Raw genomic sequence first — 24,873 nt, 5'->3', positions numbered from 1 at the left:
AGCTTCTCAGGCAAGTCAAAACGCCGCGCATTGTACCTCAGGGGGCGCTACCGCGGCCCCTGAGGTACACAGTTAAAGCAGGTGACTGAGGGCAAAGGCAGTCATAAACCCCGCCAGGGTGATCAGCCCAGTGAGCGCATGGGTTTCGGCAAAAGCTTCCGGAATCAGGGTATCCACCAGCATGCACAACACCGCACCAGCAGAAAAGCCCAAGGCAAAGGACAACCACAGCGGTGACACCTCGGCCATCAGCGCCGGCCCCACCATGGCCGCCACACCGGAGAGCAGCACGATCACGCCCCACAAGGTAAATACATACCCGGCACTGCGGCCCTCGCCTTTCAACCCTGCCGCGCTGGCCAGGCCTTCCGGCAGGTTGGCCAGGAAAATCGCCACCAGCATGACCGCGCTGATGTTGCCACCGCCGAGCAAACCCAAGCCCAAGCCGAGAGACTCGGGAATGCCATCGAGGAAGGCGCCAGCTGCAATCAACAGCCCAACCAGCGAGCCCTTGCCCGGCAAACGGCTGCGGTGATGCCGTTCAAGATGATCAAGGTATTCGTCCGCCAGCACAAAAACCGTACCGCCGATCAACAGGCCACTCAGGGTCGGCCACAAGCCACCCAGGCGCTGGGCCTCGGGGATCTGCTCGAAGCACAGGGCTGCGATCAGTACGCCGCTGCCATAAGCCATCACCGTAGCCACCAGTTTGCGTGGCAAGTGCCAGTAGAAACCAATCAATGCCCCGACCAGCAGGCTGCTGGCTGCCAGCCAGCCCCAAAGCCCGGCCTTGAAAACCATCGCCCAATCCATACCGTCTCCCGTTAAAGGACCCAGGCTAACGGTTGCAAGGGATACCTGTCAGCCCTGACACAGTGAAAGGCTGAATCGATGATGGGTTAAGCTGGGCGCCGGAAACCCTCCGCCAACTGCAAGAGTGAACGCACAGCATGGGACGAGTCGTGGCCGCCGCGGTGTATACCAAAGGCAAAAGAGTGGCCGATATAGAATTGGTCGAAGGCAGCAACTGGGCCGCAAAGCCTGACCATTTCGTCTGGATCGGCCTGCAAAAACCCGATGCGGCGGCCCTACACAGCCTGCAGCAGCAGTTTCATCTGCACGAACTGGCCATCACCGACGCACTCGAACAGCACAACCGCCCCAAGCTAGAAACCTTTGGTGATGCACTGTTTATGGTGCTCTACAACCCGGTGCGCATCGACGGCAAACTGGAGTTCGTGGAAACCCATCTGTTTGCAGGCAAGGGCTACATCATCAGCGCCCGTTATGGCGATTCGTCACCTTACTCACGGGTGCGCCAGAGCTGCGAGGCACGGCCACTGCTGCTGGAAAACGGCGAGGATTTCGTCCTCTACGCCCTGCTCGACTTCATCGTGGAAAACTACCGACCAGTCACCGAGCTAATCCACAGCGAGATTGATGAGCTCGAACAAAACGTACTCAGCCAGTCATTGCGGCAAGAAGACATCGAACGCATTCACAGCCTGCGCCGTGAGTTGCTGCGCTTGCGCCGCTACGTGGCACCCATGGTGGAGATCTGCCAGGAGCTGCAAAGCCTGTCGTTCCCGTTTATCGACAAAAACATGCGTCCGTACTTTCGCGACGTGGCGATCCACGTCAACCGCCTGCTGGAAGACCTCACCGGCCTACGTGATATCGCCAGCCAGACCATCGAAATCGGCCTACTGCTTGAGTCGTCGCGACAAAGTCTGGTGCAGCGAAAATTTGCCGCCTGGGCAGCGATCCTGGCGTTTCCTACGGCTGTGGCCGGGATTTACGGGATGAACTTCCAAAACATGCCCGAGCTGACCTGGCATTACGGCTACTTCGGTGTGCTGGCACTGATCGGGGTTGGCTGCACAGCGCTGTTTGCCAACTTCAAGCGCCTGGACTGGCTCTAGGCCAGGCCTGCACCATCGCTCAAAGTCCCCACGGTCAATGGGTCAGGCCGCTGATACGGCTCGGCCCTGCGCCACGAAGCGCATCATCCACTCGGCCACCATGTTGCCCTGGTGCTGCAGGTCCAGGCTGTTAATGCCTTGTTGGTAAACCTGCTCGCCATAGACATCCTGGCGAATGTTCAGAATCGAACGGGAGTAATCCGGCACAAACTCCGGATGGCCTTGGAAGCAAAGCACTTGATCGCCGATGTAATAAGCGGCGATCGGGCAGAACGCACTGCTTGCAAGTACGGTGGCATTGACCGGGGGCTCGGTCACCTGATCTTGGTGGCTGATCAGTAGCGACAACTGCTCGGCATGGGGCTGCAGCCACTCGGGTTGTTCGACCACCTCGTATTGATGCACACCTACGCCCCAGCCCTGCCAGGCCCGTTCAGTTTTACCCCCCAGGACCAACGCCAGCAGTTGGTGACCAAAGCAGATGCCCATGAGTTTGTCGCCGTGCTCGTAGCGCTCCAGCACATAGGTGCGCAAGGTCTGAATCCAGTCGTCCTGACCAAAGGAATCGTACTTGCTGCCAGTGATCAAATAAGCGTCGAAATGCCGCGAATCATCCGGGTAATGGCCCTGTACCACATTGAATACTTCAAACTCGGCGGCTATCGGCTGACGCGCGAACAGCTGCTGAAACATCCAACCGTATCCGCGGTACTGCTCAACCAGTTCAGGCCGGATGTTGTCGGTTTCTAGGATGCAAATACTCAGGGTCATCAGGCTTCCTTAGGCAGTAGGGAGAGCAAACAGGCGTGTGTTTTTTTTAACACAGATGACCGAACAATTGAACGCCCACTCTCTGCAATGGGTGAAAAATCACCGCCTGATGCTCGTAAGCCCGCCGCAGCCATCAAGGCACGCAGCCCGACTTAGTCCTCGGCGCCGTAAGCCACCCTGGCCAGCCCCAGCATGACCAACAGAAAACCAGCCATCAGCATTGTGTTTACGATAATCGAGGCAGCAAACCACATAGGAAACCGTCCTTTCGCACTGAGATAGAGGTCAATAGCTGGGGCGAACATGGCCAATTGAGGTCGTACCAATCGCCTTCGGCATAACTGTATATCCATACAGTTAATAAAATCAAGCATTGCCCTGCAGGTCTATCCACATCGCGTAAGTGCCGCTCATTCGCCAGTCGCAGCCGGCTCTGGGGGATAAAAACACCCCGCCGAAATGCCACCAAAACCTCAGTGCCAGGCTCAAGCAAATGGTGAAAGTTACTGATTTTTTTGACTTTAAATTCCGCTCACGTACACCGATGCCACCCTGCCGCCAACCTTGCGTGAACCGGAAGGGCTGTATATATTCCAGCCCTCGCAGCATTGCCCCATTACCCGAATGGCGAATCAGTAGACACACAGGCCTTGAAAAGAGGCTCGGTGCTACAAAAAATCCATGGATCAATGGATTAATTCACCCCACGGTTTATGGCGCAGATGCGCGCTTCGTAAAATGCCCCGGTGGCGAAATAGGTATACGCAGCGGACTTAAAATCCGCCAGACGCGAGTCTATGCCGGTTCAAGTCCGGCCCGGGGCACCAGTTACGCCAAAGATCATGCTGGCTTCAGCATGCGTCTTCAGCCAGGCCCATCGGCAGCCTTTGTACATCGACCGCCACGCCCTCCGCTGACAGCCATTTCGGCAGCCATATAACTGCAGTCACACCTATGCGACAATATGCGCAATGTCCGCCATGACAGGTTGTGTGAAAACGACTGCGCGCGTTTGAACGACCTGATGAACTCCGTTTTCATCTCTCAGCAGCTGGGTCAATACACCCAGATGTTGTTGTCTACGTACACCCGCAGGATCAACTCAAGCTCCGACTGGAGCGTGCTGGAGAATCGTGTATTGCCATCAATACGCTTTAGTTCCAGCCAGCCATAAGCTATTGATAGGTAAACACTTTGATCTCCACCGCTAACATCACCATGCAATTCGGGGCTAAACCCCTGTTCGAGAACGTTTCCGTCAAGTTCGGCGGCGGCAACCGTTATGGCCTGATCGGGGCTAACGGCTGCGGCAAGTCGACCTTTATGAAGATCCTGGGCGGCGATCTCGAACCCTCCGGCGGGCAGGTGATGCTGGAGCCGAACGTGCGCCTGGGTAAGTTGCGCCAGGACCAGTTCGCCTACGAGCAGTTCAGCGTAATCGACACCGTGATCATGGGTCACGAAGAGCTCTGGGCCGTCAAAGCCGAGCGTGACCGCATCTACTCGCTGCCAGAAATGAGCGAAGAAGACGGCATGGCCGTGGCCGAGCTGGAAACCGAGTTCGCCGAGATGGACGGCTACACCGCCGAATCCCGCGCGGGTGAACTGCTGCTGGGCCTGGGTATCGGCATCGAGCAGCATTTTGGCCCGATGAGTGAAGTGTCCCCCGGCTGGAAACTGCGTGTGCTGCTGGCCCAGGCACTGTTCTCCGACCCGGAAGTGTTGCTGTTGGACGAACCGACCAACCACTTGGACATCAACACCATCCGCTGGCTGGAAAACATCCTGACCCAGCGCAACAGCACCATGATCATCATTTCTCACGACCGTCACTTCCTCAACTCGGTCTGCACCCACATGGCCGACCTGGACTACGGCGAGCTGCGTCTGTTCCCGGGCAACTACGACGAGTACATGACCGCCGCCACCCAGTCGCGCGAGCAATTGCTGTCGGACAACGCCAAGAAGAAAGCGCAGATCAACGAACTGCAATCCTTCGTCAGCCGCTTCTCGGCCAACGCCTCGAAAGCCAAGCAAGCCACTTCGCGCGCCAAGCAGATCGACAAGATCCAGCTGGCCGAGGTCAAGCCGTCCAGTCGGATCAGCCCGTTCATCCGTTTCGAGCAGACCAAGAAGCTGCACCGCAACGCCGTGACCGTGGACCACATGGCCAAGGGCTTCGACGGCAAGATTCTGTTCAAGAACTTCAGCTTCACCGTGGAAGCCGGCGAGCGCGTGGCCATCATCGGCCCGAATGGCATCGGCAAAACCACCCTGCTGCGTACCCTGGTGGGCGAACTGACCCCAGATGCCGGCTCGGTGAAGTGGACTGAAAGTGCGGAACTCGGCTACTACGCCCAGGACCACGCCCACGACTTCGAAGACGACTGCAGCCTGTTCGACTGGATGGGCCAGTGGACCCAGGGCGAGCAGATGGTGCGCGGCACGCTCGGGCGCATGCTGTTTTCCAACGACGAAATCCTCAAGTCGGTCAAGGTTATCTCAGGTGGTGAACAAGGCCGCATGCTGTTCGGCAAGCTGATTCTGCAAAAGCCCAACGTGCTGGTCATGGACGAACCAACCAACCACTTGGATATGGAATCCATCGAAGCGCTCAACCTGGCGCTGGAAAACTACCCGGGTACGCTGATCTTCGTCAGCCACGACCGTGAGTTCGTGGGCTCCTTGGCGACGCGCATCATCGAGTTGTCGGCTAACGGCATCACCGACTTCAGCGGCACCTACGACGACTATCTGCGCAGCCAGGGCGTGATCGTCTAACAGGCCGTTGAAAAACTACCTGCGTTGGCAATACCGCGTTAAAAACGGCCTCACAGCCGAAGGCTGAACGTGCTTTAGCACGGCCCCAAAGGGGTGAGTGAAGCGAGTCAAATGCTCATTTACAACTCATAAACTCCGCTTTTTCGGCCGTTTTTTCCTTGTCTTGCCTGCCTCGCCTACATTTTTCAACGGCCCGCTAAGCCTGCCAGATCCGCTGTCCGTCATAAAAACGCCCCGCAATTGCGGGGCGTTTTTTATTGCCGGCTAAATACTCAGGCCATGGCGGGCGCAAAGTAGGCGGCAATCTGTTCCTGCGCGGCACTCAGGGCAGCGGCGCGCGGGGCTTCGCCGTAGGCCAGGCCTTGGGCGCGCACCACCTCGATATCGCTGATACCGAGGAAGCGCAGTACCACCTGCAGATAATCTTCATGGCCAACGCCGCTCGGTTGACCGGCATGCAGACCGCCGGCGGTGGAGACGATCACCACCTTTTTACCGCCCGCCAGGCCTTTGGGGCCGTTCTCGTCGTAGGTGAAGGTCTTGCCGGCCACCGAGATGCGGTCGATCCAAGCCTTCAGCTGGCTGGGTACACTGAAGTTGTACATCGGTGCGGCGATGACGATGGCATCGGCGTCGAGGAACTCCTGCAGGGTCGACTCTGCCAGTTCAGCTTCGTGCTGCTGCGCCGCATCGCGCAGCTCAGTGGCCGTACCGGCCGCGACCAGGCTAGCCGCCGAGAAATGGCTCAAAGCGTCCGCCGCCAGGTCACGGTAGCTCAGGCTGGCCGTTGGCTCGGCGGCCAACCAGGCAGCAACCACGCTGTGGCTGAGTTGGCGCGAGGCGGATGCGTCACCGAGGATGCTGGAGTCGAGGTGCAAGAGTTTCATGGGTGTCTCCTTGAGTAGGGATCGCAGGGTGGCGATCAAGTGAAACAAAGCTTACCGATAGAACCAATAGCCGATTAGTCAGGAAAAATGTGATAGTTCGTCCCACTGACAGGACGATGACCGCCATGCAAGACCTCAACGATCTCTACTATTTCGCCAAAGTGGTCGATGCCGGCGGCTTTGCTGCCGCCGGGCGCCTGCTGGGCATTCCCAAGTCGCGCCTGTCGCGGCGCCTGGCCGAACTGGAAACCCGACTCGGCGCGCGCCTGCTGCAACGCAGCACGCGCAAGCTGTCGCTGACCGACATTGGCGAGCAGTACTACCGGCATTGCCAGGCCATGCTGCTGGCCGCCGAGATGGCCGACGAAGCCGTGGCCAGCCATGCCAGCGCGCCGCGCGGGCGCCTACGGGTCTCCTGCCCGGTGGCACTGGCGCAATCGCACCTGAGCCCGATCATCAACGACTTCCTCGCCGCCTATCCGCAGGTGCAGCTGGACATGCTGCTGACCAACCGCCGAGTCGATCTGCTGGCAGAAGGTATCGATGTGGCGTTGCGGGTACGCGATGATGGCGATCAGGATCCGGCGCTGATCGCCCGCAAGCTGCGCCCCGGACGCCTCGCCCTAGTTGCAGCGCCGGCATTGCTGGCGGGCCAGTCGATCAACGATCCTGCCGAGCTCACCCGCTTACCGCTACTCGGCGCCGTCGAGGCTGATCGCAAGGTGCATGTGCGTCTGTTCGCCGCCGATGGCAGTAAGCGCGAGATCGCCGTTGAACCGCGCCTGGGCATCGACGATTTTGCCGTGCGCAAAAGCGCGGCCCTGGCCGGCCTGGGCGTAACCCTGCTGCCTTGGCAGTTTTGCCAAGAGGAACTGGCCGCCGGCCGCCTGCAGCAGTTACTCCCCGAATGGACGTTGCCAGGCGGCTATCTGCAGGCGGTGTACCCCCATAGGCGCGGCATGTTGCCGGCCGTACGGGCCTGGATCGAGCATCTGAGCGAAGCCTTTAAAGGTGACTGGGACCAACCAATATGAGAGCACTACCTGAGGAGACAACCATGAACCCGGATGCCGTCGCCCGTTATCTGTTGCAACTGCCCGGCATGCACGAAGAGCGCAAGTGGGGCAATTGCCGAGTGTTCTCCATCGCAGGCAACAAGATGATCGCAATCCTCGACCTAATGGGCAGCGATCTGGCCTTCAAGGTCGACCAGGACCTATTCCTCGGCTTCACCGACCGCCCCGGCATTCGCCCCGCGCCCTATCTAGCCCGTGCCCACTGGATCAGCATGGCGGTGCCCTACCCGCTGGCCGACATGGAACTGCAGACCTTGCTGCGCCGCTCCCATCAACTGGTGGTGGGCCGCCTGCCAAAGCTTAAGCGCATCGGCCTGCTGCTGGATTAGCTCAGCCGCCACTGCGCGCTCACTTCTAGGCGTGAGCGTGCAGGGTTAAACGAACAAGGCCTAGGCGGGATAGTGACGGGCGAGAAAGCCCAGCAGGTGACGATTGACCGCTTCGGGTTGCTCGCATTGCAACCAATGGCCGCACTGCGCCAGCACATGACTTTCCAAATCGGGGATCAGCTTGGGCATCTGCTTGAGGGTATAGGCCTCCAGGGTGCCAACCGGGTCGAGGTCACCCAGCAGGAACAGCGCTGGCTGCTCGATCTGCCGACCGGCCAGACCTTCCGTGCGTTGCCAGTTGCGCTCGAAGTTGCGGTACCAGTTCAGCGCACCACGAAAACCGAGCCCGCTAAAGGTGGCGACGTAACCGGCAAAGGCCTGCGGCGAACACCAGGCCGGCAGTTGATCGACCTGTTGCAGGCCATCGAACAGCCCGGCGCCGGCGGGTTTGTCCTGTAGGAACAGGTCTTTGGGTACTGCCGCGGAGAGGTTGTGCATCATCCAGCGCAAGGTACGTGGGATGTCAGCGTCCATTTCCGCCTCGGCCACGCCAGGGGTCTGAAAATGCAGGATGTAATGGAATCGCCCGGCATACAGCTGCTGCATGATGCCAATCGCCGGCTGTTTGGGCCGCCCACCAAAAGGCACAGCCATGCCCACCACGGCCCTGACCCGCTTCGGCTCCAATAAGGCCAGGTGCCAGGCAATCGGCGCGCCCCAGTCATGGCCAATCACACAGACCTGCTCCTGACCCAGAACATCCATCGCCGCCTGGATATCGCCACACACGGTCAGCAGGTCATAGGCCTCGACGGCTTGCGGCGCACTGCTTTGCCCGTAGCCACGCATTTCCGGGATAAACACCTGATAACCAGAAGCGAGCAACGGCTCCAGCTGATGGCGCCAGGACAACCAACACTCCGGAAAGCCATGCAACAGCCACAGCGGCCGACCGTCCGCTGGGCCGGCGCTGTAGAGGCTGAGGTTTATGCCGTTGACGGCCAGCAACTGGTGATCGAGTGGGCGCATGCAGAACTCCTTGATGGTGCAGCACTATGCCAAAGACGGAGGACCTGTGGCACACCATCACTAGGCGCAATACCGCGTCAAAGCATCAGCACGAAGGGTTTCTGTCACACGTGCAGTTGGCCGGCAGCGTCAACGCATCGCCCACAGAGTCTCGCAGCTGGGCCAGACAGAACAGGCGATTCTGGAAGACTCGACTTCGGGGTAATACAGCGCCACCACGCCGTCCAGGTCACGATGTTTCCAGCACGGGTGATAACACAGCACCACAGCGCGGGTGCTGGCACTCAAGGTGCTGTCGACAGGGTCGGCGCGGGTCGTTTCGATGATTACCCAAGCCCATCAGCCCTGGGCACTGCTCCAGTCGATCAGGCTGAACTGCCAGGTGGCCAGAATCAGCAGACCGAACAGGATGCGGTACCAGGCAAAGGTCACATAGCTGTGGTTGGCGATGAACTTGAGCAAGGCGCGCACCGCAATCATGGCGAAGATAAACGAGGTGACAAAACCAATGGCGAACACCGGCAGATCGCCCGGCTGAAACAGCTCGCGGTATTTGTAGCCCGAGTACACCGCCGCCCCAACCATGGTCGGCATCGCCAAAAAGAAGGAAAACTCGGTGGCTGCCTTGCGTGACAAACCGAACAGCAACCCGCCGATAATGGTTGCGCCCGAGCGCGAAGTACCCGGAATCATCGCCAGGCACTGGGCGCAGCCGACCTTGAGAGCATCCTTCCAGGTCATTTGATCGACGGTTTCGACGGCGACCAGATGCACCCGCCGTTCGGCCCACAGCATGATCACGCCGCCCACCACCAACGCCACGGCCACGGTAATCGGGTTGAAGAGGTAAGCGTGGATCACATCGGCAAAAGCCACCCCAAGAATCACTGCGGGAAAAAACGCGATCAGCAAATTGATGGTAAAGCGCTGGGCCTCAGCCTGCTTGGGCAGCCCCACCACCACGTCGAGAATCTTGCGCCGGTACTCCCAGACCACGGCCAGAATCGCCCCCAACTGGATGATGATATTGAAGGCCATGGCCCGATCACCGCCGAAGCCCAACAGGTCAGCGACGATAATTTGGTGGCCGGTGCTGGAGATCGGCAAAAACTCGGTCAGCCCCTCAACAATGCCCAAAATCAGCGCTTGTACTGCAGTCCAATAATCCATATCCATCCCACTCAGCGCCAAGGCCAAACTGTTATTCACGTGATTGGCGGTCAAATCAAAACAACTCGCCGTTATAGGCCGCGCAGTTTATCAACTCAGCACGTGCTCTGACCGGCGTTTTTTTGCCGTTGTCCGCCGGTGCAAGCATTATCGAGCGCGGCCAATGGCTAATTGCCAAGGCTCTGGGACGGTGCTTAGCTGTAGAGACGATTTCCGGAGTCATTGCCATGCCAACCTTTCGCCGCCTACCTATCAGCCGCCGTCTGTGGCTGATAGTGCTGGTCGCTGTGGCCTTGCTGCTGGCCATGAGCGTGCTGCTGTTGCGCCAGAGTTATGACGACCTATACGCCGGCAAGGTATTGAAGACCCAACACGTGGTGGAGAGCGTACAGGGCATCCTCAAGCATCAGCATGCGCTGCAACTCAGCGGCAAACTGAGCCAAGAACAAGCGCAACAGCAGGCCATCACCCTGATCCGCGATCTGCGGTACGGCCAGAATGAATATTTCTGGATCAACGACCTGGGTCCGAAAATGGTCATGCACGCCATCAAACCAGAACTCGAAGGCAAGGACCTTGGCGGCATGAAGGACCCCAACGGCCTGCCACTGTTCAATGAGATGGTGCGTATTGCGAAAACCCAAGGGGCTGGCAGCCTCGGCTACAGTTGGCCGAAGCCAGGTGCCTCGGAGCCGGTCGACAAAGTCTCTTACATTGCCCTGTTCGAACCCTGGGGCTGGATTCTCGGCTCGGGCATTTATATCGACGATATGCAGAGCGAATTCCGCAGCCAAGCCATTCGTACCCTGGTCAGCACCCTGGTTATTGTCATTTTAATGGTCATCCTCGCCAGCTTGATCGTGCGCAGCATCGCCCGGCCATTGGCAGAAACGGTCAATGCCATGGCCAGCATCGCCAGTGGTGAGGCCGACTTGACGCGCAGCCTGTCGACCCTCGGTAGTGATGAATTGAGTGCCACAGCCCGCCACTTCAATACCTTCACCCAGCGGTTACGCCAGGTCATCACCGAGTCCCTTGGTGCTGCCGGAGAGTTGGATAACGCCGCCAGCGCACTCGGGCAGATTTCCGCCGAGGCCAGCCAGTACAGCCGTCAGCAGGCCGAGCAGATGGAGTTGGTGGCCACAGCCATCAATCAAGTCAGCTATGCCGTGCAGGATGTGGCCCGCAATGCTGAACATGCCTCCAACGAAATGATCCAAGCCGAGCAACAAGCCACCCAGGGGCAGCGCAATATCGGCAGCAGCCTGAAGCAAATCGATCAACTGTCCGGCACCATCGCCCAGGCAGTGGAGGTCATCCAGAGTCTGGCCAAAGAAAGCACCCAGATCGGTAGTGTCCTGGAAGTAATTCGCTCGATAGCTGAACAGACCAACCTGCTGGCCCTGAATGCCGCCATCGAAGCCGCCCGCGCGGGTGAACAGGGTCGTGGCTTTGCCGTAGTGGCTGACGAAGTGCGCCTGCTGGCGCAGCGCACGCAAAAGTCCACGGCCGAAATCCACACCATGATCGAGCGCTTGCAGAGCAATTCGGAAGCAGCGGTCGACGTCATCAACGAGAGCAGCCGCGCCTCGCAATTGACGGTGGAACAGGCCAGCCAAGCCGGCGAAAGCCTCAACCTGATCACCCAGTCATTGTCCAACCTGAGCAGCCTCAACAGCTCGATTGCCAGCGCCACCCTGCAGCAGTCGCATGTGGTTGACGATATCAATCAGAATGTCACCCAAGCGGCAGGGCTGGCCAACAGCAACTCAGCCGCCGCCGAGCAATCCAGCAACGCCAGCCGTGACCTGAGCGCACTGGCAGCGAAGCTAAGTGGCCTGCTGGGTCAATTTCGCGTGTAAGAGGACATTATGAGCAGCATGGAGCACCAGGAAGTTGATCTGAGCAAGCCACAGAACCAGGACCTGATCTGGGACTTGGACAGCATGGCCCGGCGGGAGCTGGCAGAGCGCTTTATCCAGCTGTTTGAAAACCGCCTGTGCGTGTATTCGGAGTCGGTGAGTCAGCTCTACACCAACTACAACCTGCACTTCCCCTCCGAAATGGGCCGCAAGATGGTGGTGCTGCCCAACCCCTATGCCTTCCATGACACCTTGCATGGCATTGACTCTTTGGCTGTGCGCAAGACGGGGCTGTGCGTTCTGCCTGGTATGGTGATGGGTAAGCCCGGGTTGTTGTTGACCACGGAAATCAAAAACGGCGGGCCGGGGCCGAAGACCATGCCGTTCAAGCAGGCGTTGGCGCAAATCATCAGCAATCAGAAGAAGATCGGCGACGACTTCCTGCCGATCATGATGAAGGGCGATCTGCGCGAGTTTGACCAGCAGATGCCCTATATCCATCTGCATCGCCTGCAGGTGCAAAAGCTCAGTCGCCTGTCCGCGTTCGAGCGCAGCGACATCCAGCAGAGCATCACACGCAAGTTGCTCCTGCTGTATCGCCAGGCCGACAGCCTGTCCTGCTGATTAATCTCAAGCCAAACGGATCAAGCCCTGACGTGCCACGCGCAGTAGCGCTGGCAGCTGCGTGTCGATTTCGCCTGCAGATACACGGATAACGGCCCAGTCGAGACTGTCGCTGGGGCGTTCTGACAGGGGTATCTGCTGGTCGGTGAACTCGAGTAACCGGCTGGCCGCTGGCGACCAGCCATCGAGTTGGCGCAGCAAAGTCACAGGCAAGCGTGCATCCAGCAGCACTTTGCGCAAAGGAGCCGCGCTGCAAACTGGGGTTAGGCGATGGGGGCAGTTCATGGGTGTGTTCCGGCCTCGTGAATCCCGCTTGGCAGCGGTGAGAGGCAACACCGAACCAGCGCTTTAGCGGTATTTCGAAGACTTCACAGAAGTCCCCTGGCGCCCCGCAAGTAGCTGTTTAAATCGGCGCTGTGGCAACCATGCTAGAGAACCGCCGCTAAAACTGTCAAGGCCACCCTGCCCACCTATCTTTTGGATGGCAGACCAATTTTCCAGGTGTGCGTGCTACGGCTCGGCGCGCGCCAGCGCCCTGTAGCGCAGTTTCCTGCTGTAACACCCTTCCCACTATTTACCCTCAGTGATTTTCGCCTGCAGGCCTGAAAACCCCGAAATAGAGACCTTACGGCCTCGAATTGGTGCATGGCATGGAAACTGCCTTAGCGATCAGGATGCAGCACTCGCCTTGGATGGGCGTTTCAGCGTGCCAGGACCGCGCGAAACCTCTTCACCCAATGATGAGAGCACTCATGAACAACAAGAAAACCCTGCTCGCACTCGCTGTCGCCGCCTGCCTAACCGTGCCTGCCCAAGCCTCTGCCGCGACCGGCTACACCCAAACCAAATACCCGATCGTGCTGACCCACGGCATGCTTGGCTTCGACAACATACTCGGCATCGATTACTGGTACGGCATCCCGTCCGCCCTACGTCGTGACGGTGCCAAGGTCTATGTCACCGAAGTCAGCCAACTCAACACCTCCGAAGCCCGTGGCGAAGAGTTGCTTGAGCAAGTGGAAGAAATCGTTGCCATTAGTGGCAAGCCAAAGGTCAATCTGCTCGGCCACAGCCATGGCGGGCCGACCATCCGTTATGTAGCAGCGATTCGTCCTGATCTGGTGGCGTCAGTAACCAGCATCGGCGCTCCGCACAAAGGCTCGGCTGCTGCCGACTTTATCCGCAACGTACCCCCAGGCTCGGCTGGTGAAACCCTGCTGGCTGGCATCGTCAACGGCTTGGGCGGGCTGATTAATCTGCTGTCTGGCAGCTCTAGCACGTCGCCGCAAAATGCACTGGGCTCACTGGAGTCGCTTAACAGCGTGGGCGCAGCCAAGTTCAACGCCAAGTTCCCCCAAGGTATGCCGACCAGCGCCTGCGGTGAGGGTGTCTACAGCGTTAATGGCATTCGTTATTACTCCTGGAGCGGCACTAGCCCGGTCACCAACGTGTTGGATCCGAGCGACTTGCTCATGGGTGCGGCTTCGCTGACCTTCAAGGAAGCCAACGACGGCCTGGTGGGTCGCTGCAGTTCGCACCTGGGCAAGGTGGTGCGCGATAACTACCGGATGAACCACCTAGATGAGGTGAACCAGTTCATCGGCCTGACCAGCCTGTTCGAGACCAGCCCGGTCAGCGTCTATCGCCAGCACGCCAACCGCCTGAAAAACGACAGTCTGTAAGCCCGGTTGTGGCGCCGGCAACGGCGCCACAACACTGATGAGTAGTTGCGGTGAAGAAAATCATATTGCTGTTGCCGGTGTTTTTTGCGGCCTGTGTTGCGATCACCCTGTACCTGGAGCCCGTTACGCCTGAACCTGCCACAGGCCTAGCCGGCGGTTCTGCCACTGCCAGTAGCAAACAACTGCCCGCCGCCCAGCCACAAGCTGCGGTAGATCGCCCCGCCCCCGCGTCAACCCATGCCACACCACTCCCCGCCTCGTTCAGCGGCACCCAAGTGGATGGCGAGTTCCAGCTCGATGAGCACGGCAATCTGCGGATTACACGCGACATCGTGCAAATTTTTGATTACTTCCTCAGCGCTATCGGTGAGGAAACCCTGGCACAGAGCATTGAGCGCTTGCAGGCCCATATTCGTAGCCAACTGCCAGCCCCCGCCGAGGCTCAAGCCTTGGCGCTGCTGGAGCAATACCTCGACTACAAGCGTCAACTGGTTCTGTTGGAGCGCGACCTGCCACAACTGCCCAGCCTGGACGCCCTGAAGCAACGCGAAATGGCCGTGCAGGCGCTGCGCGCACGGCTCTTCAGCAGTGAGGTGCATCAAGTATTTTTTGCCGCCGATGAAAGCTACAACCTGTTCACCCTGGAGCGTTTGGCCATCCAGCGTGATGACAGCCTGGATGCCAACGCCAAAAGCGCAGCCCTGGATCGACTGCGTGAGGGCTTGTCGGAAGAGCTGCAAGCCAGCGTACTGCCGCAACTGCACACTGAGCTGCGCAGCCAGACCAGCGCTCTGCAAGCCGCTGGCGGCAGTGCTGAACAACTCCAGGCGCTGCGCCAGCAATTAGTGGGCAATCAAGCGGCCAATCGCTTGCAGGCGTTGGATCAACAACGGCAAAACTGGAAACAGCGGCTGCAGCGTTTTCAGCAGGAAAAAAGTGCTATCGAAAACCATCCAGGGCTCACGTCAGCTGACAAACAGGCGGCCATTCAACGCCTAGCGCAAGAGCAGTTCGATGAGCGTGAGCGTCTGCGACTGGATGCCAGCGCACAACTGGCCAGTGCCCGGCAAAACAACACCCCATAAACCAAGCCCGCGTCATGCGCGGGCCTGTTCTCAGCAGCCCGATCAGGCGCCGATACGGCGGTCCAGCGACAGCTTGCCAGCACCTTCGATCAATAACACAGCGCTGATCAAGGCCAGGATCATGGCGTACTCAAAACCGTTTTCGGTGATGAAAAAACCGTTAACCCAGTGCACGCTGACAATCGCGACCAGCATGGCAATCAGCAGCGAGACGGCAGCTGGTCGCACCAGCAGACCAACGACCAAGGCCAGGCCACCGAAGAACTCGGCGCTGCCGGCCAGGGCGGCCATCAAATAGCCTGGCGTGATGCCAATACTCTCCATCCACTGCGCCACGCCTGCCAGGCCATAGCCACCAAACCAGCCAAACAGCTTCTGTGAACCGTGGGCGGCAAACGTCAGGCCGGTGACAACTCGCAACAGACTAATACCGTAGCCGGCATGGGTGCGAGTAATGGATGTGAGCAGAGCATTCATGGCGTGATCCTCGGTGCAGGGGCTTAAGAAGCTCTAGATTAGCCAATTATTTGATAATTAAAACCGTAAAATACGGCATTTAAATATCGAATAATTCGATTTATAGGCTTATTTCCTGCGTTGCTCAGGCGCGTCCAGGCTGTAGCGCTCCCGTACAAACGCCAGCCGATATTTATTCACGCTGCTGACATAGCTGACGGCAGCTAAGCCCATCTGCTCCATGGCCACCCGCTCGACCTGAAAGAACCACTGGTTGGCGTTCAAGCCGCGCCGCCGCGCTTCGGCCCGCAGACTTTGCACCCGTTGCGGACCCATGCTGTAGGCAGCCAGGGCAAACGCCAGTCGTTCGGGATCGGCAATCTGCGCACTGGCAAAAAAGCGCCGGCGCAGCATGGCCAGATAGCGGCTCGACGCCTGCACGTTACCTTCAAGGTTACTGATATTGCTGACGCCAACGCTCTGCGCCGCTGGCCGCGTGATCTGCATCAGGCCGGTAGCGCCGTTTGCTCCGCGGGCCGCTGGGTTCAAGGATGATTCCTTGTAGGCCACGGCTGCCAGATTCAACCAGTCGAGATCGGCCTGCTCGGCATGGCGCTGCAACACACTACGGACCTTCTCCAGCCGCTGTCGGTCGGCACGGGCCAGGGGGTAATGCACCCGATAAGCGCGACGATTGAGCCGCACGAAGGCTGCATCCTGGTCACCTGCCGGCGCGTAGCCCTGCAAAAAACGATTGGCCTTAGCCAGCAGCATCGGCGCATCACGGCGCACCCACCAGTGCATATCGCTGCGCGCCCCCACCTGTAAATGGCGCTCCACGCGCAATTTGGGCAACACCTTGGCCCAGCGCTCGGCAATCGGTTGCTCGACCGCGCTAAAGGGATAAATCCCGGCCTGGACCATCTCGAGCACATCTTCAACCGCCAGGCTGCTGTCCACCCACTCGATCAGCAGCGGCGCCAATTTGCGTTGCCCGAGTTGTTGATTGAGCTGGCGCACGGCCTCAGCGGCGGCGCTACCGCGAGGCAAGGTCAGGTTGCGACCGGCCAACTGCTCCAGGCGTCGGTAACGCCGCGTGCCTTGACGCGTGACCAGTACCATCGGCACCTGCGCCTCGGTCGCGCGGGTCGGGGTGACGTGTTGTTGGCCCTGCAGGCTTAACAGCTCTCCCGGCGCCAACAGATCACCTTCACCCCGTTGCAGGGCGGCCAGCAGTTGCTCTTTGGCTTTGGGGATCAGCCGCAGCCGCAATGGCCGCTGACTATCACGATTGAGGTATTGGACAAAGCTGCGCACCCGCTGCAGTTCAACGCCAAGCGCCTGGCCCTTGACCTCTGCGGAACTGTGACGACTCTGATTGATCAGCACCCGCAGCTCGCCGCGCTGGCGGATATCGGCCAGGTCAGCCGTCACCTGAGCGCCTTGCTCCGGGTGCAGCGGCTCGCCCAGGCGCGCACTGACCGGCAGTGGCAGCCACAGCAGCAGGTAAATGAACAGCCGTCGGATCATCCGCTCTCCATACAGGCAACCAGGGCAAACCACCCCGCCAGCCTGAGAGATGGGCGGCCACGGCGGCCGCGGAGGTTCGCACAGCGCGATCAAAGGCGCCAGCCAAAGCTAGCTCGATACGTTAAAAAGCGGGTTTAACCCTCTGTAAATAGAGGCTTTATAGCTTGTTAATAAGCTCTGCTATGCTGCGCCGGCAACAGCCCTTAGCAGCGTCAGAGGAAGCACCATGCAACTCATCGACATTGGCGTCAATCTGACCCATCCAAGCTTTGCCAACCAACGTGAAGCGGTACTCGAACGTGCCATTGCCGCGGGTGTTTGCCAGATGCTGCTGACTGGCACCAGCGTGGAAGGCAGTGAACAGGCCCTGCAGCTGTGTGAACAACTCGACCCGCAAGGCCAGCGCCTGTTCGCTACAGCTGGCGTTCATCCCCATGACGCCAGCAGCTGGACAGCCGACAGCCCGCGCGTGCTGCTCGACCTTCTCAAGCACTCCCGCGCCCGTGCCGTAGGTGAATGCGGACTGGACTTTAATCGCGACTTTTCCCCGCGGCCCCTGCAGGAAAAAGCCCTGGAGCAACAATTGGCCCTGGCCGTCGAGTTGCAGTTACCTGTGTTTCTCCATGAGCGCGACGCGACTGAACGCCTATTGGCCATCCTGCGTGAGTTCCGTGACCAATTGCCGGCCGCGGTGGTGCATTGCTTCACCGGCGAGCAGCGCAGCTTGTTCAGTTACCTCGACCTGGACCTGTACATCGGCATTACCGGCTGGGTCTGCGATGAGCGCCGCGGCAGTCATCTGCACCCCTTGTTGCGTGAGATTCCCCCGCAGCGCCTGATGCTGGAAAGCGACGCGCCCTTCCTGCTGCCACGCAACCTGCGACCCAAGCCCAAAAGTGGCAAAAATGAACCGGCATTTTTGCCTCACGTGCTTAATGAAGTGGCCTTGCACCGCGGCGAGAGCCTCGAACAACTGGCACTCAGTACCAGCGCCAATGCCCGCCGATTTTTTGCATTACCTTCTATTGCCGATACGCAATTCGCTGATGATGAAACCTGCGCCTAAGCTACTGTCATGCTTGCGTAGACACTTTGTTTCCAATTGGTTAAAGCTCACTTGCTGCTGGCCGTTACAGTGACCAAGCCAACATTGATGTTGGTCAAGTGGTCAGCAACGGTCCTGTATAAGAATGCTGGCGCATTGCCATCCGGCACCTCAACCCTCTGACTGAAGAAGATCCCCATGGGCGCGTGGATGCGAGATTTATCCCTCAAGTACAAGTTCTGGGCAGTCAATGCCGTGTCGTTCTTCACCACTCTGCTGCTGGTTCTTTACGCCATGCAGTTGGAGCAGCAAACGGCTGTCAGTTCAGCTAAACGTGCGGCCCAGGAACAGGCGCAGATGCTGGCCAGTTGGCCGGCAGAGCAAACCCTGCCAAAAGGCGAGCAGTTGCTGACCTTTGCCAAGGGCCAAACGCCGAGCCGTGCCGGCACTGCCGAGTTGGCCCGAGCCCAAGGCTGGGTCGACCTTGAAGGCGATGCTGTGGCTGCGGATGAGCCGTTGATTGGCGCTCATGTGATTGATCTCGCCAACGGTCAACGTCTCGCCGTGCTGGCCCACGCGCCAACGCTGCTGCAGGTATTCGAGCAGCGCGCCTTCAGCTACGCCGTGGTGGTGTGTGTGCTGATGTTGGCATTGCTGGCAGCCTCGCAACTGTTGATTCACTTCCTTTTGGTGCACCTCAACACCCTTAAAGACGTGATGTTGCAGGTGGAAAAGAGTGGTGATCTGAACGCCCGTGTGCCGCTCTCCAGCCGCGACGAAGTGGGCCAGATGGCCAGCGCCTTCAACGCTATGCAGGCTGGTTATCTGCGCATTGTCAGCGCCGTCGATCAAGCCGCCAGCCGCCTGGATGTCGATGCAGAGTTGCTGGCAGCGAACATGCAGAACGTTCGCCAGGGCATGCTCGGCCAACAAAGCGAGACCGACCAGGTGGCCACCGCCATCAACGAGATGTCGGCGACAGTGCATCACATTGCCCAATACACCGCTGAAACCCGCGACCAGTCGAAAAATGCCGACCAATTGGCTGGCGATGGCCAGGCGGCCGTCAGCCGCGTCAGTCAATCAATTGCCGGGTTGTCAGCGGGCGTCCAACAAACCGCGGAAATGATTCAGCGCCTGGCCACCGACAGCCAGAAAATCAGCAACGTCGTCAATGAAATCCACGGCATTGCCGAGCAAACCAACCTGCTCGCCCTGAATGCCGCGATCGAAGCCGCCCGTGCGGGGGAAATGGGTCGCGGCTTTGCCGTGGTGGCCGATGAAGTGCGCAACCTGGCCAAGCGCGTGCAAAATTCCACCGACGAAATCACCACCATGATCGGCACCCTGCAGTCAGGCACCCGCGACGCCGTCGACTTCATGCAGGAAAGCTCGTTCAAGGCTGACGACTGCGTGCAGCAGGCTCAGGAAGCCGGCGAAGCCCTGGCCGCTATTGCCGGTGCCGTTGGGCAGATGCGTGACAGCAATACGCAAATTGCCGTGGCAGCAGAACAGCAAAGCCAGGTTGCCGAAGAAATGACCCGCGCGGTGATCAGCATTCGCGATGTCACCGAGAAGACCGTGCAACAAACCGTTGAGTCGGCCAGCACCAGTAAGCACCTGGCCATTCTGGCCGGTGACCTGACCAAAGCCATTCACCAACTCAAGTTCTAAACCTTGGCTATTGCCTGCCGGCTGCAACAGCTCCGGCAGGCAACCTCAGCCAAACACCGTAACGGTCTGCCGACTCAAGGCAATCAGCTCCCCGCTCGGGCTCCACAGTCCGGCAGCAATATGCCCGTAACCGTCACGGGCATGCTCCACTTCAGCCTGATACATGCACCAGTCCTCGGTGGTCAGGGCCGGGAATGGCTGCACGAACTCGATGGTCCATGTCAGCGAGCTGCCCGGTGCCGGCGCACTCAGGTGCGGCAGCACCGCTGGCGGCCAAGCGTCTACCAGGGCCAGTAAGTGCGCTTCCTCCAGCGCCTCCACTGGATCGTGGTCACGCAAGCGTACCCAGCCGCCCATATGCCGCGATTGGTTGTTACTGAACGGCATGCCGCCCTCGCCCCAGCGCATGGCCAGATAGCGGGTGAACTCCGGGGTGACGTTCTTGATGTAGGGCATTTCCTGACACTCGGCTGCCGGCTTCATCGTCGGCGCGGGCAGTGCCGGCACATCGATTACCGAGGACCGCGAAGCGCCAAAACTGCCCTGCACCAGGGTCACTACCTGGCCGTTCTGCACCGCACGTCCCAGCACCTGGCTAACCGCCTTGCCCTCACGCAGCACTTCGGCCTCGAAACTCACCGGCGCATCCAGTGTCAGGGGCCCGACGAAGGTCACCGCCAGCGAACGCACCGGCCGCCCAGCCGGCACCTTGGCGCGCATGGCCTCAAACACCAATGCCACAGCCAGCCCGCCAAAACCGGCGCGGCCCTGGCCCCAGACACTGGGAATCACCACCGCATGGGGATTGAGGCGCACCGCGTGAAGCAATTGAGAAAACGTCATGCCAACCTCGCAAAGAAAATTCAGTGGCGATCTTAGGCGACGCCACTGGCCGTTAGGAACCGACTGAACGGATATTTATGCCCGTGTTAACGAGGCATTGATCAAGCATGCTGAACCCATCAACCCGGCGTTTTGGTTAAGCGCCAAGGCAAGCCTCGGCGCAAGACGCGCAAGCTGCGTACCAACGACTGGGCATCCAGCGCAGTGCGACCATACTGCTGCGCCTCAAACGCCTGGGCAAATGCCCTGATTGCTTCGGCCTGCGCCGGCAACTGCCGGGCCGCACGTTCGGCATAGGCCCGTGGGCCTTCCGCGGCCTGACGTGGCACGCCATGGCGAGCGAGCAAGCGGTCGAAATGGCGAAATTGGCGCAGCAGCGGATCGCACTCGCGGCGCCAGGGTTTGAACAAAAACAACGCCAACAGCCCCAGCAACAGCCCGCCGCCACCCACCAGTGCCAGGCCCAGTAATTGACCGTCCATGCGCCCAAACCAGCGCTGCAAGAGCTGCAGCTGCTGGGCACCTTGATAGCCGAGAACCCAGCGCTGCCAACCGTGGTTGAGATCGTCCCAACTCAGACGCAACTGATTCAGCCAGGCCACCTGCCGATAGCGCAGGGGCGACAGCGGAGAGTCGGCCAGAAAGCTTTGCTCGCCACTGAGAGCCTGCTCAAGCCCCTGCTCAATTCGCTCGGGCGCGACGGCAAAGGTCGGATCGACGCTGGTCCAGCCCTGCCCGGCTTGCCAGTACTCAACCCAGGCATGGGCGTCGAACTGGCGCACAGTGAGAAAATTGCCCCGCGGGTTCAGCTCCCCTCCCTGATAACCGGCCACCACCCGCGCAGGGATGCCGGCTGCGCGCAGCACAAAGGTCATGGCCCCGGCGTAATGCGCGCAAAACCCACGACGGGTACGAAACAGAAACTCATCAATGCTATCGACACCCACCAGGGGCGGTTTCAGGGTGTAGTGATAAGGCTCGCGATTGAAGTGCTGCAATAACGCCTGCACCAGGTCGTCTGGTTTCGGATGGCGGGCCAGCAGCTCGCGGGCCCACGCGCGGCTGCGTGGATCGCTCTGCGCCGGCAGTTGCAGGCTGTCGCCCATGGCGCTCATGGGTAGATCGGCATTGCGCAGCACCTCTGGCCAGGATCGCACACGGTATTGCAGCGGCTGATCGAGCGGCTGCGGCGACTGCAAACTGAAGTCGCGGCGCGCTTGGATACCGCCCTCCTCGCTGCGCGCCACATCCAAGGCAAACAGCCAATTACGCCCACTGGCCTGGGCGATCACGCTGTACTCCCAGGGCTGCCCACGGGCAGTCCACTGCGCAGCGTTTGGCTGATTGACCAAGGGCGCCTGGGACCAGCGCCGACCATCAAAGTGTTCAAGGGTCAGCGCGCGCCAGTACAACTGCGCCCGTGCCGGCGGCGCGCCGTCAAAGGTGGCGGTAAATACCAGCTCATCGGACTTGCTCAGCTCGGCAATATCGGCCGGCGCCATGCTGTCAGACAGGCCACTCAGGGCCTTGTTAGGGTTAGGCAGCGCCCACAGCGGCCCCAGACGCGGAAAGAACACAAACAGCAGCAGCATCAACGGCAGCGCCTGGGCCAACAACCCTAAAGAAAGGCGCAGGGTCGGCCAGGGACGCATGGCCAGCCGGCTTTGCTGTAAGCCGATCAAGGCCGCCAGCAGTGCGCTGACCGGCAGCAGGCTGTAGGCGGCGGCCAGCAGGCTGTCATCGAACAGGTAGGCAGTTACCACGCAGAAGAAACCAAGCAGGATCAACACTAAGGCATCACGCTGGCTGCGCAGCTCCACCAGCTTGAGGACAAACGCGGCGATCAACAGCACCACCCCGGCATCGAGGCCCACCAGGCTGCCGCGCGAGGCGAATACACCCGCCGCAGCGGCCAACATCAGCCCAGCTTTGGCCAGGCGGGTTGGATAACCGACGCGCATGCGAAAGATCTGCACTCGCCAACCGGCGCAGCCCAGCCACAGGCCAATTACCCACAGCGGCAGATGGCCAAGGTGCGGCACGATCACCAGGGCCTGGGCCACCAGCAGCCAGGTCAGGCTAATGCGCGGAATCGCTGGCTGAGCACGGGCTTCGCTCATGGGCTACTCCCGAACAACGCCAGGGCCCTTAGGCAGGTTTCACGCTGAGCGGCCCCGCTGGCCATGGGCAAGTGCTGACCGGGCAGGTGCAGGGCAAACGCCTGCTGCGCCGCGCTTAACTGCAATACCCAATGGCACAAGTGCGACAGGCGCGTCTCGACATCGCCACCTATGGCCTCGAAATCCAGGCAGATATCACGCCCCGCCAGCGCAGCAAAATCCTTCACCAGCAAACCCTGGCCTCGTGAATAGGCTTTCCAGTGCAGACGCTTTTTCGAGTCGCCCGGCTGGTAACTGCGCAAGCCCTGAAAGTCATCACTGCCTTGGCCTAGCGCCCGACTGCCCTGCTCTTCGCTGTCGTCTGCGCCGGCAGTCAGCAAGGGCAAATCGGCGGCCAGAGGTTGCGGATAGACCAGCACGGACTGGTCCAGATCGACCCAACTCCAGGCCAGCAGAATCCCCAGGGGAAAGCGACTCTCGACCCGCAAGCGACCTGGCCTTAACCAACCGCGGGCCTGTGCTGGCAGGTTCAGTTCGGCATCACTGACGCCACCGGCGGGCACATCCAGCACCTGTAAGTCCGCCTTCGACCAGCCCAGGGCAATGGCTTGATGCTCACGCCCGCCACTTTCCAGGCGCAATCGAAAGCGCCCCTGCTCGCCGACAAACACCGGATTGGCGCCCACAGCTCTGAGGGTTAAACCGGCCAGGTTGCGGTAGGTATGCAGGATGGCAATTATAAACAGCGACATCAGCAGAAAGGTCAGGCCGTAGGCCAGGCTGTTCTGGTAATTGATCGCCGCCAGCAGCATCAACAGTAAGACCAAGGCAAAAGCACCGCCCGTAGCGCTCGGCACAATGAAAATGCGCCGCTGGTTCAGCGTTACGCTGCTAGCGGCGGGGATGCGCCGGGCTAGCCAACGCTGCCAACGTCGTTGCAAGGCCGCCAACATCAGCGCCGGCCTGATACAACGGACCACAACCCAGGGCCGCCACTCACAGCGCAGGGACCTCGCGCAGCAGCCACTGCACCAGGGCGCCGCCACCATGGCCAGCCGGGTCAGCCTGCTCGCGCAGACGGTGACCAACCACCGACGGCAGCACCGCCTGGATGTCTTCCGGAATCACATAATCACGCCCAGCGAGAAACGCCCAAGCCTTAGCTGCTGCAAGCAAGGCCAGGCTGGCGCGTGGCGACAGGCCCCAGGCGAACTGCGGTTGGCTGCGAGTCGCCTCCACCAGACGCAGTAAGTAATCGACCAGGGCATCGCTGACCCGCACCTTGGGTACTTCCGCCTGGATCAGCGCCAACTCGCGGTGCTCCAGCAAGGGCTGCAGGCGCGGCAACAAGCCACGGCGGGCTTCACCCAACAGCAGTGCCTTTTCCGCGGCGGGCGCCGGATAGCCCAGGGACAGGCGCATCAGAAAACGGTCCAACTGCGATTCCGGCAGACTGAAGGTGCCGCCCTGGCTGATGGGATTTTGCGTGGCAATCACAAAAAACGGTTCAGGCAAGGGCCGGGTTGCCCCCTCGATGGTCACCTGGCCCTCCTCCATGGCTTCGAGCAAGGCGCTCTGGCTCTTGGGCGTGGCCCGGTTGATCTCATCAGCCAGCACCAACTCGGTAAAGATCGGCCCCGGATGAAAGACAAACTGGCCGCTGTCCTTATCGAACACCGAGGTGCCGAGAATGTCGCCAGGGAGCAGATCGGAGGTGAACTGGATGCGCTGAAAACTCAGGCCCAGCACCCGCGCCAACGCATGACTGAGGGTGGTTTTGCCCATGCCGGGCAGGTCTTCGATGAGTAAATGACCACGGGCCAACAAGCAGGCCAGGGCCAGGCGCACCTGTGGCTCCTTACCCAATATCACCTCATTGACGGCCTGCAAAACGGCATCCAGCTTACTGCGCATACGACTCTCCTCAAGGCAGGGGTCGATGCTACTGCGCGTATGCGTTGACGCATAGACATTGGCAATCTTTGCT

The 24,873-nt window shown here is 60.0% G+C and carries 22 protein-coding genes and 1 tRNA gene; 11 read left to right on the top strand and 12 right to left on the bottom strand.

Features of this window, described 5'->3' with window-relative positions:
• Positions 1 to 72: 72 nt before the first annotated feature.
• Entirely contained in the window at positions 73 to 813 is a 741-nt protein-coding gene (locus AC56DI_RS13310) for a ZIP family metal transporter (protein WP_496346575.1), read from the bottom strand.
• Between the two features lie 137 nt (positions 814 to 950).
• On the opposite strand from AC56DI_RS13310, the gene AC56DI_RS13305 reads away from it, so the two are divergent.
• On the top strand, positions 951 to 1,922 hold the full coding sequence (locus tag AC56DI_RS13305) for a magnesium and cobalt transport protein CorA (protein ID WP_496346574.1): 972 nt from the start codon (positions 951 to 953) through the stop codon (positions 1,920 to 1,922).
• Between the two features lie 42 nt (positions 1,923 to 1,964).
• On the opposite strand, the gene AC56DI_RS13300 is transcribed toward AC56DI_RS13305, so the two are convergent.
• Positions 1,965 to 2,693 (bottom strand): amidotransferase, encoded by a 729-nt coding sequence (locus AC56DI_RS13300; protein WP_496346573.1) that lies wholly within the window; start codon positions 2,691 to 2,693, stop codon positions 1,965 to 1,967.
• A 740-nt stretch (positions 2,694 to 3,433) separates the two neighbouring features.
• Between AC56DI_RS13300 and AC56DI_RS13295 the strand changes: the two genes are divergently transcribed.
• Positions 3,434 to 3,520: transfer RNA gene (locus AC56DI_RS13295), tRNA-Leu, on the top strand.
• A 367-nt stretch (positions 3,521 to 3,887) separates the two neighbouring features.
• The gene (locus AC56DI_RS13290; RefSeq protein ID WP_324517808.1) at positions 3,888 to 5,474 is read left to right on the top strand and encodes an ABC-F family ATPase; all 1,587 of its coding nucleotides are present in this window, start codon (positions 3,888 to 3,890) and stop codon (positions 5,472 to 5,474) included.
• A gap of 272 nt (positions 5,475 to 5,746) precedes the next feature.
• On the opposite strand, the gene AC56DI_RS13285 is transcribed toward AC56DI_RS13290, so the two are convergent.
• The gene (locus AC56DI_RS13285; protein WP_496346572.1) at positions 5,747 to 6,361 is read right to left on the bottom strand and encodes an FMN-dependent NADH-azoreductase; all 615 of its coding nucleotides are present in this window, start codon (positions 6,359 to 6,361) and stop codon (positions 5,747 to 5,749) included.
• 125 nt (positions 6,362 to 6,486) lie between these two features.
• Between AC56DI_RS13285 and AC56DI_RS13280 the strand changes: the two genes are divergently transcribed.
• Positions 6,487 to 7,395, top strand: a complete 909-nt coding sequence (locus tag AC56DI_RS13280; RefSeq protein ID WP_496346661.1) for a LysR substrate-binding domain-containing protein — start codon at positions 6,487 to 6,489, stop codon at positions 7,393 to 7,395.
• A 23-nt stretch (positions 7,396 to 7,418) separates the two neighbouring features.
• On the top strand, positions 7,419 to 7,766 hold the full coding sequence (locus AC56DI_RS13275; RefSeq protein WP_496346571.1) for an MmcQ/YjbR family DNA-binding protein: 348 nt from the start codon (positions 7,419 to 7,421) through the stop codon (positions 7,764 to 7,766).
• Positions 7,767 to 7,826: 60 nt separating this feature from the next.
• On the opposite strand, the gene AC56DI_RS13270 is transcribed toward AC56DI_RS13275, so the two are convergent.
• Both AC56DI_RS13270 and AC56DI_RS13265 read right to left on the bottom strand, forming a co-directional pair.
• Positions 7,827 to 8,795, bottom strand: coding sequence for an alpha/beta fold hydrolase (locus AC56DI_RS13270; protein ID WP_496346570.1), 969 nt, complete (start codon positions 8,793 to 8,795; stop codon positions 7,827 to 7,829).
• 339 nt (positions 8,796 to 9,134) lie between these two features.
• On the bottom strand, positions 9,135 to 9,965 hold the full coding sequence (locus tag AC56DI_RS13265; protein WP_496346660.1) for an undecaprenyl-diphosphate phosphatase: 831 nt from the start codon (positions 9,963 to 9,965) through the stop codon (positions 9,135 to 9,137).
• A gap of 227 nt (positions 9,966 to 10,192) precedes the next feature.
• On the opposite strand from AC56DI_RS13265, the gene AC56DI_RS13260 reads away from it, so the two are divergent.
• Both AC56DI_RS13260 and AC56DI_RS13255 read left to right on the top strand, forming a co-directional pair.
• Positions 10,193 to 11,827 (top strand): methyl-accepting chemotaxis protein, encoded by a 1,635-nt coding sequence (locus AC56DI_RS13260; RefSeq protein ID WP_496346569.1) that lies wholly within the window; start codon positions 10,193 to 10,195, stop codon positions 11,825 to 11,827.
• Positions 11,828 to 11,836: 9 nt separating this feature from the next.
• Complete coding sequence (locus AC56DI_RS13255; protein ID WP_496346568.1) at positions 11,837 to 12,451, top strand: hypothetical protein; 615 nt, start codon at positions 11,837 to 11,839, stop codon at positions 12,449 to 12,451.
• Between the two features lie 6 nt (positions 12,452 to 12,457).
• Here AC56DI_RS13255 and AC56DI_RS13250 read toward each other — a convergent pair whose 3' ends face one another.
• Complete coding sequence (locus AC56DI_RS13250) at positions 12,458 to 12,736, bottom strand: hypothetical protein (RefSeq protein WP_496346567.1); 279 nt, start codon at positions 12,734 to 12,736, stop codon at positions 12,458 to 12,460.
• A gap of 467 nt (positions 12,737 to 13,203) precedes the next feature.
• On the opposite strand from AC56DI_RS13250, the gene AC56DI_RS13245 reads away from it, so the two are divergent.
• Positions 13,204 to 14,133 carry a triacylglycerol lipase gene (locus tag AC56DI_RS13245; RefSeq protein ID WP_496346566.1) on the top strand — a complete coding sequence of 310 codons (930 nt, stop codon included), beginning with the start codon at positions 13,204 to 13,206 and terminating at the stop codon, positions 14,131 to 14,133.
• 50 nt (positions 14,134 to 14,183) lie between these two features.
• Positions 14,184 to 15,218, top strand: a complete 1,035-nt coding sequence (locus AC56DI_RS13240) for a lipase secretion chaperone (RefSeq protein WP_496346565.1) — start codon at positions 14,184 to 14,186, stop codon at positions 15,216 to 15,218.
• Between the two features lie 42 nt (positions 15,219 to 15,260).
• On the opposite strand, the gene AC56DI_RS13235 is transcribed toward AC56DI_RS13240, so the two are convergent.
• Positions 15,261 to 15,695, bottom strand: coding sequence for a DoxX family protein (locus AC56DI_RS13235; RefSeq protein WP_496346564.1), 435 nt, complete (start codon positions 15,693 to 15,695; stop codon positions 15,261 to 15,263).
• Between the two features lie 108 nt (positions 15,696 to 15,803).
• Entirely contained in the window at positions 15,804 to 17,204 is a 1,401-nt protein-coding gene (locus AC56DI_RS13230; protein WP_496346563.1) for an MltF family protein, read from the bottom strand.
• A 226-nt stretch (positions 17,205 to 17,430) separates the two neighbouring features.
• Here AC56DI_RS13230 and AC56DI_RS13225 point away from each other — a divergent pair, with 226 nt between their 5' ends.
• Together AC56DI_RS13225 and AC56DI_RS13220 are read left to right on the top strand one after the other, a co-directional pair.
• Complete coding sequence (locus AC56DI_RS13225) at positions 17,431 to 18,270, top strand: TatD family hydrolase (protein ID WP_496346562.1); 840 nt, start codon at positions 17,431 to 17,433, stop codon at positions 18,268 to 18,270.
• Between the two features lie 177 nt (positions 18,271 to 18,447).
• Positions 18,448 to 19,923: a methyl-accepting chemotaxis protein gene (locus AC56DI_RS13220; RefSeq protein WP_496346561.1), complete on the top strand. Its 1,476-nt coding sequence runs from the start codon at positions 18,448 to 18,450 to the stop codon at positions 19,921 to 19,923.
• A gap of 45 nt (positions 19,924 to 19,968) precedes the next feature.
• Here the strand turns inward: AC56DI_RS13220 and AC56DI_RS13215 are convergent, their stop codons facing one another.
• The 4 genes from AC56DI_RS13215 to AC56DI_RS13200 all read right to left on the bottom strand — a co-directional run bounded on the left by AC56DI_RS13215 (position 19,969) and on the right by AC56DI_RS13200 (position 24,800).
• Positions 19,969 to 20,766 carry an acyl-CoA thioesterase gene (locus AC56DI_RS13215; RefSeq protein ID WP_496346560.1) on the bottom strand — a complete coding sequence of 266 codons (798 nt, stop codon included), beginning with the start codon at positions 20,764 to 20,766 and terminating at the stop codon, positions 19,969 to 19,971.
• Between the two features lie 119 nt (positions 20,767 to 20,885).
• Positions 20,886 to 22,886, bottom strand: coding sequence for a transglutaminase TgpA family protein (locus AC56DI_RS13210; RefSeq protein WP_496346559.1), 2,001 nt, complete (start codon positions 22,884 to 22,886; stop codon positions 20,886 to 20,888).
• On the bottom strand, positions 22,883 to 23,839 hold the full coding sequence (locus AC56DI_RS13205; RefSeq protein WP_496346558.1) for a DUF58 domain-containing protein: 957 nt from the start codon (positions 23,837 to 23,839) through the stop codon (positions 22,883 to 22,885). Before AC56DI_RS13205 ends, AC56DI_RS13210 begins: the two co-directional genes overlap by 4 nt.
• Before the next feature lie 43 nt (positions 23,840 to 23,882).
• A complete protein-coding gene (locus AC56DI_RS13200) occupies positions 23,883 to 24,800 on the bottom strand; it encodes an AAA family ATPase (protein WP_496346557.1) in 918 nt (305 codons plus the stop codon).
• Positions 24,801 to 24,873 lie beyond the last annotated feature (73 nt).

The sequence above is a fragment of the Pseudomonas sp. BGA-UO-ETr-WB11 genome, assembly GCF_059567785.1.
Note: the sequence above shows the minus strand (reverse complement) of the source record. Positions and strands in the feature narration are given on the sequence as shown.

What these genes read in the sequence shown, in the direction of transcription:
- AC56DI_RS13310 (WP_496346575.1), bottom strand. Translation starts at nt 813, where the DNA reads ATGGATTGGGCGATGGTTTTCAAGGCCGGGCTTTGGGGCTGGCTGGCA.
- AC56DI_RS13305 (WP_496346574.1), top strand. Translation starts at nt 951, where the DNA reads ATGGGACGAGTCGTGGCCGCCGCGGTGTATACCAAAGGCAAAAGAGTG.
- AC56DI_RS13300 (WP_496346573.1), bottom strand. Translation starts at nt 2,693, where the DNA reads ATGACCCTGAGTATTTGCATCCTAGAAACCGACAACATCCGGCCTGAA.
- AC56DI_RS13285 (WP_496346572.1), bottom strand. Translation starts at nt 6,361, where the DNA reads ATGAAACTCTTGCACCTCGACTCCAGCATCCTCGGTGACGCATCCGCC.
- AC56DI_RS13280 (WP_496346661.1), top strand. Translation starts at nt 6,487, where the DNA reads ATGCAAGACCTCAACGATCTCTACTATTTCGCCAAAGTGGTCGATGCC.
- AC56DI_RS13275 (WP_496346571.1), top strand. Translation starts at nt 7,419, where the DNA reads ATGAACCCGGATGCCGTCGCCCGTTATCTGTTGCAACTGCCCGGCATG.
- AC56DI_RS13270 (WP_496346570.1), bottom strand. Translation starts at nt 8,795, where the DNA reads ATGCGCCCACTCGATCACCAGTTGCTGGCCGTCAACGGCATAAACCTC.
- AC56DI_RS13265 (WP_496346660.1), bottom strand. Translation starts at nt 9,965, where the DNA reads ATGGATTATTGGACTGCAGTACAAGCGCTGATTTTGGGCATTGTTGAG.
- AC56DI_RS13260 (WP_496346569.1), top strand. Translation starts at nt 10,193, where the DNA reads ATGCCAACCTTTCGCCGCCTACCTATCAGCCGCCGTCTGTGGCTGATA.
- AC56DI_RS13255 (WP_496346568.1), top strand. Translation starts at nt 11,837, where the DNA reads ATGAGCAGCATGGAGCACCAGGAAGTTGATCTGAGCAAGCCACAGAAC.
- AC56DI_RS13250 (WP_496346567.1), bottom strand. Translation starts at nt 12,736, where the DNA reads ATGAACTGCCCCCATCGCCTAACCCCAGTTTGCAGCGCGGCTCCTTTG.
- AC56DI_RS13245 (WP_496346566.1), top strand. Translation starts at nt 13,204, where the DNA reads ATGAACAACAAGAAAACCCTGCTCGCACTCGCTGTCGCCGCCTGCCTA.
- AC56DI_RS13235 (WP_496346564.1), bottom strand. Translation starts at nt 15,695, where the DNA reads ATGAATGCTCTGCTCACATCCATTACTCGCACCCATGCCGGCTACGGT.
- AC56DI_RS13230 (WP_496346563.1), bottom strand. Translation starts at nt 17,204, where the DNA reads ATGATCCGACGGCTGTTCATTTACCTGCTGCTGTGGCTGCCACTGCCG.
- AC56DI_RS13225 (WP_496346562.1), top strand. Translation starts at nt 17,431, where the DNA reads ATGCAACTCATCGACATTGGCGTCAATCTGACCCATCCAAGCTTTGCC.
- AC56DI_RS13220 (WP_496346561.1), top strand. Translation starts at nt 18,448, where the DNA reads ATGGGCGCGTGGATGCGAGATTTATCCCTCAAGTACAAGTTCTGGGCA.
- AC56DI_RS13215 (WP_496346560.1), bottom strand. Translation starts at nt 20,766, where the DNA reads ATGACGTTTTCTCAATTGCTTCACGCGGTGCGCCTCAATCCCCATGCG.
- AC56DI_RS13210 (WP_496346559.1), bottom strand. Translation starts at nt 22,886, where the DNA reads ATGAGCGAAGCCCGTGCTCAGCCAGCGATTCCGCGCATTAGCCTGACC.
- AC56DI_RS13205 (WP_496346558.1), bottom strand. Translation starts at nt 23,839, where the DNA reads ATGTTGGCGGCCTTGCAACGACGTTGGCAGCGTTGGCTAGCCCGGCGC.
- AC56DI_RS13200 (WP_496346557.1), bottom strand. Translation starts at nt 24,800, where the DNA reads ATGCGCAGTAAGCTGGATGCCGTTTTGCAGGCCGTCAATGAGGTGATA.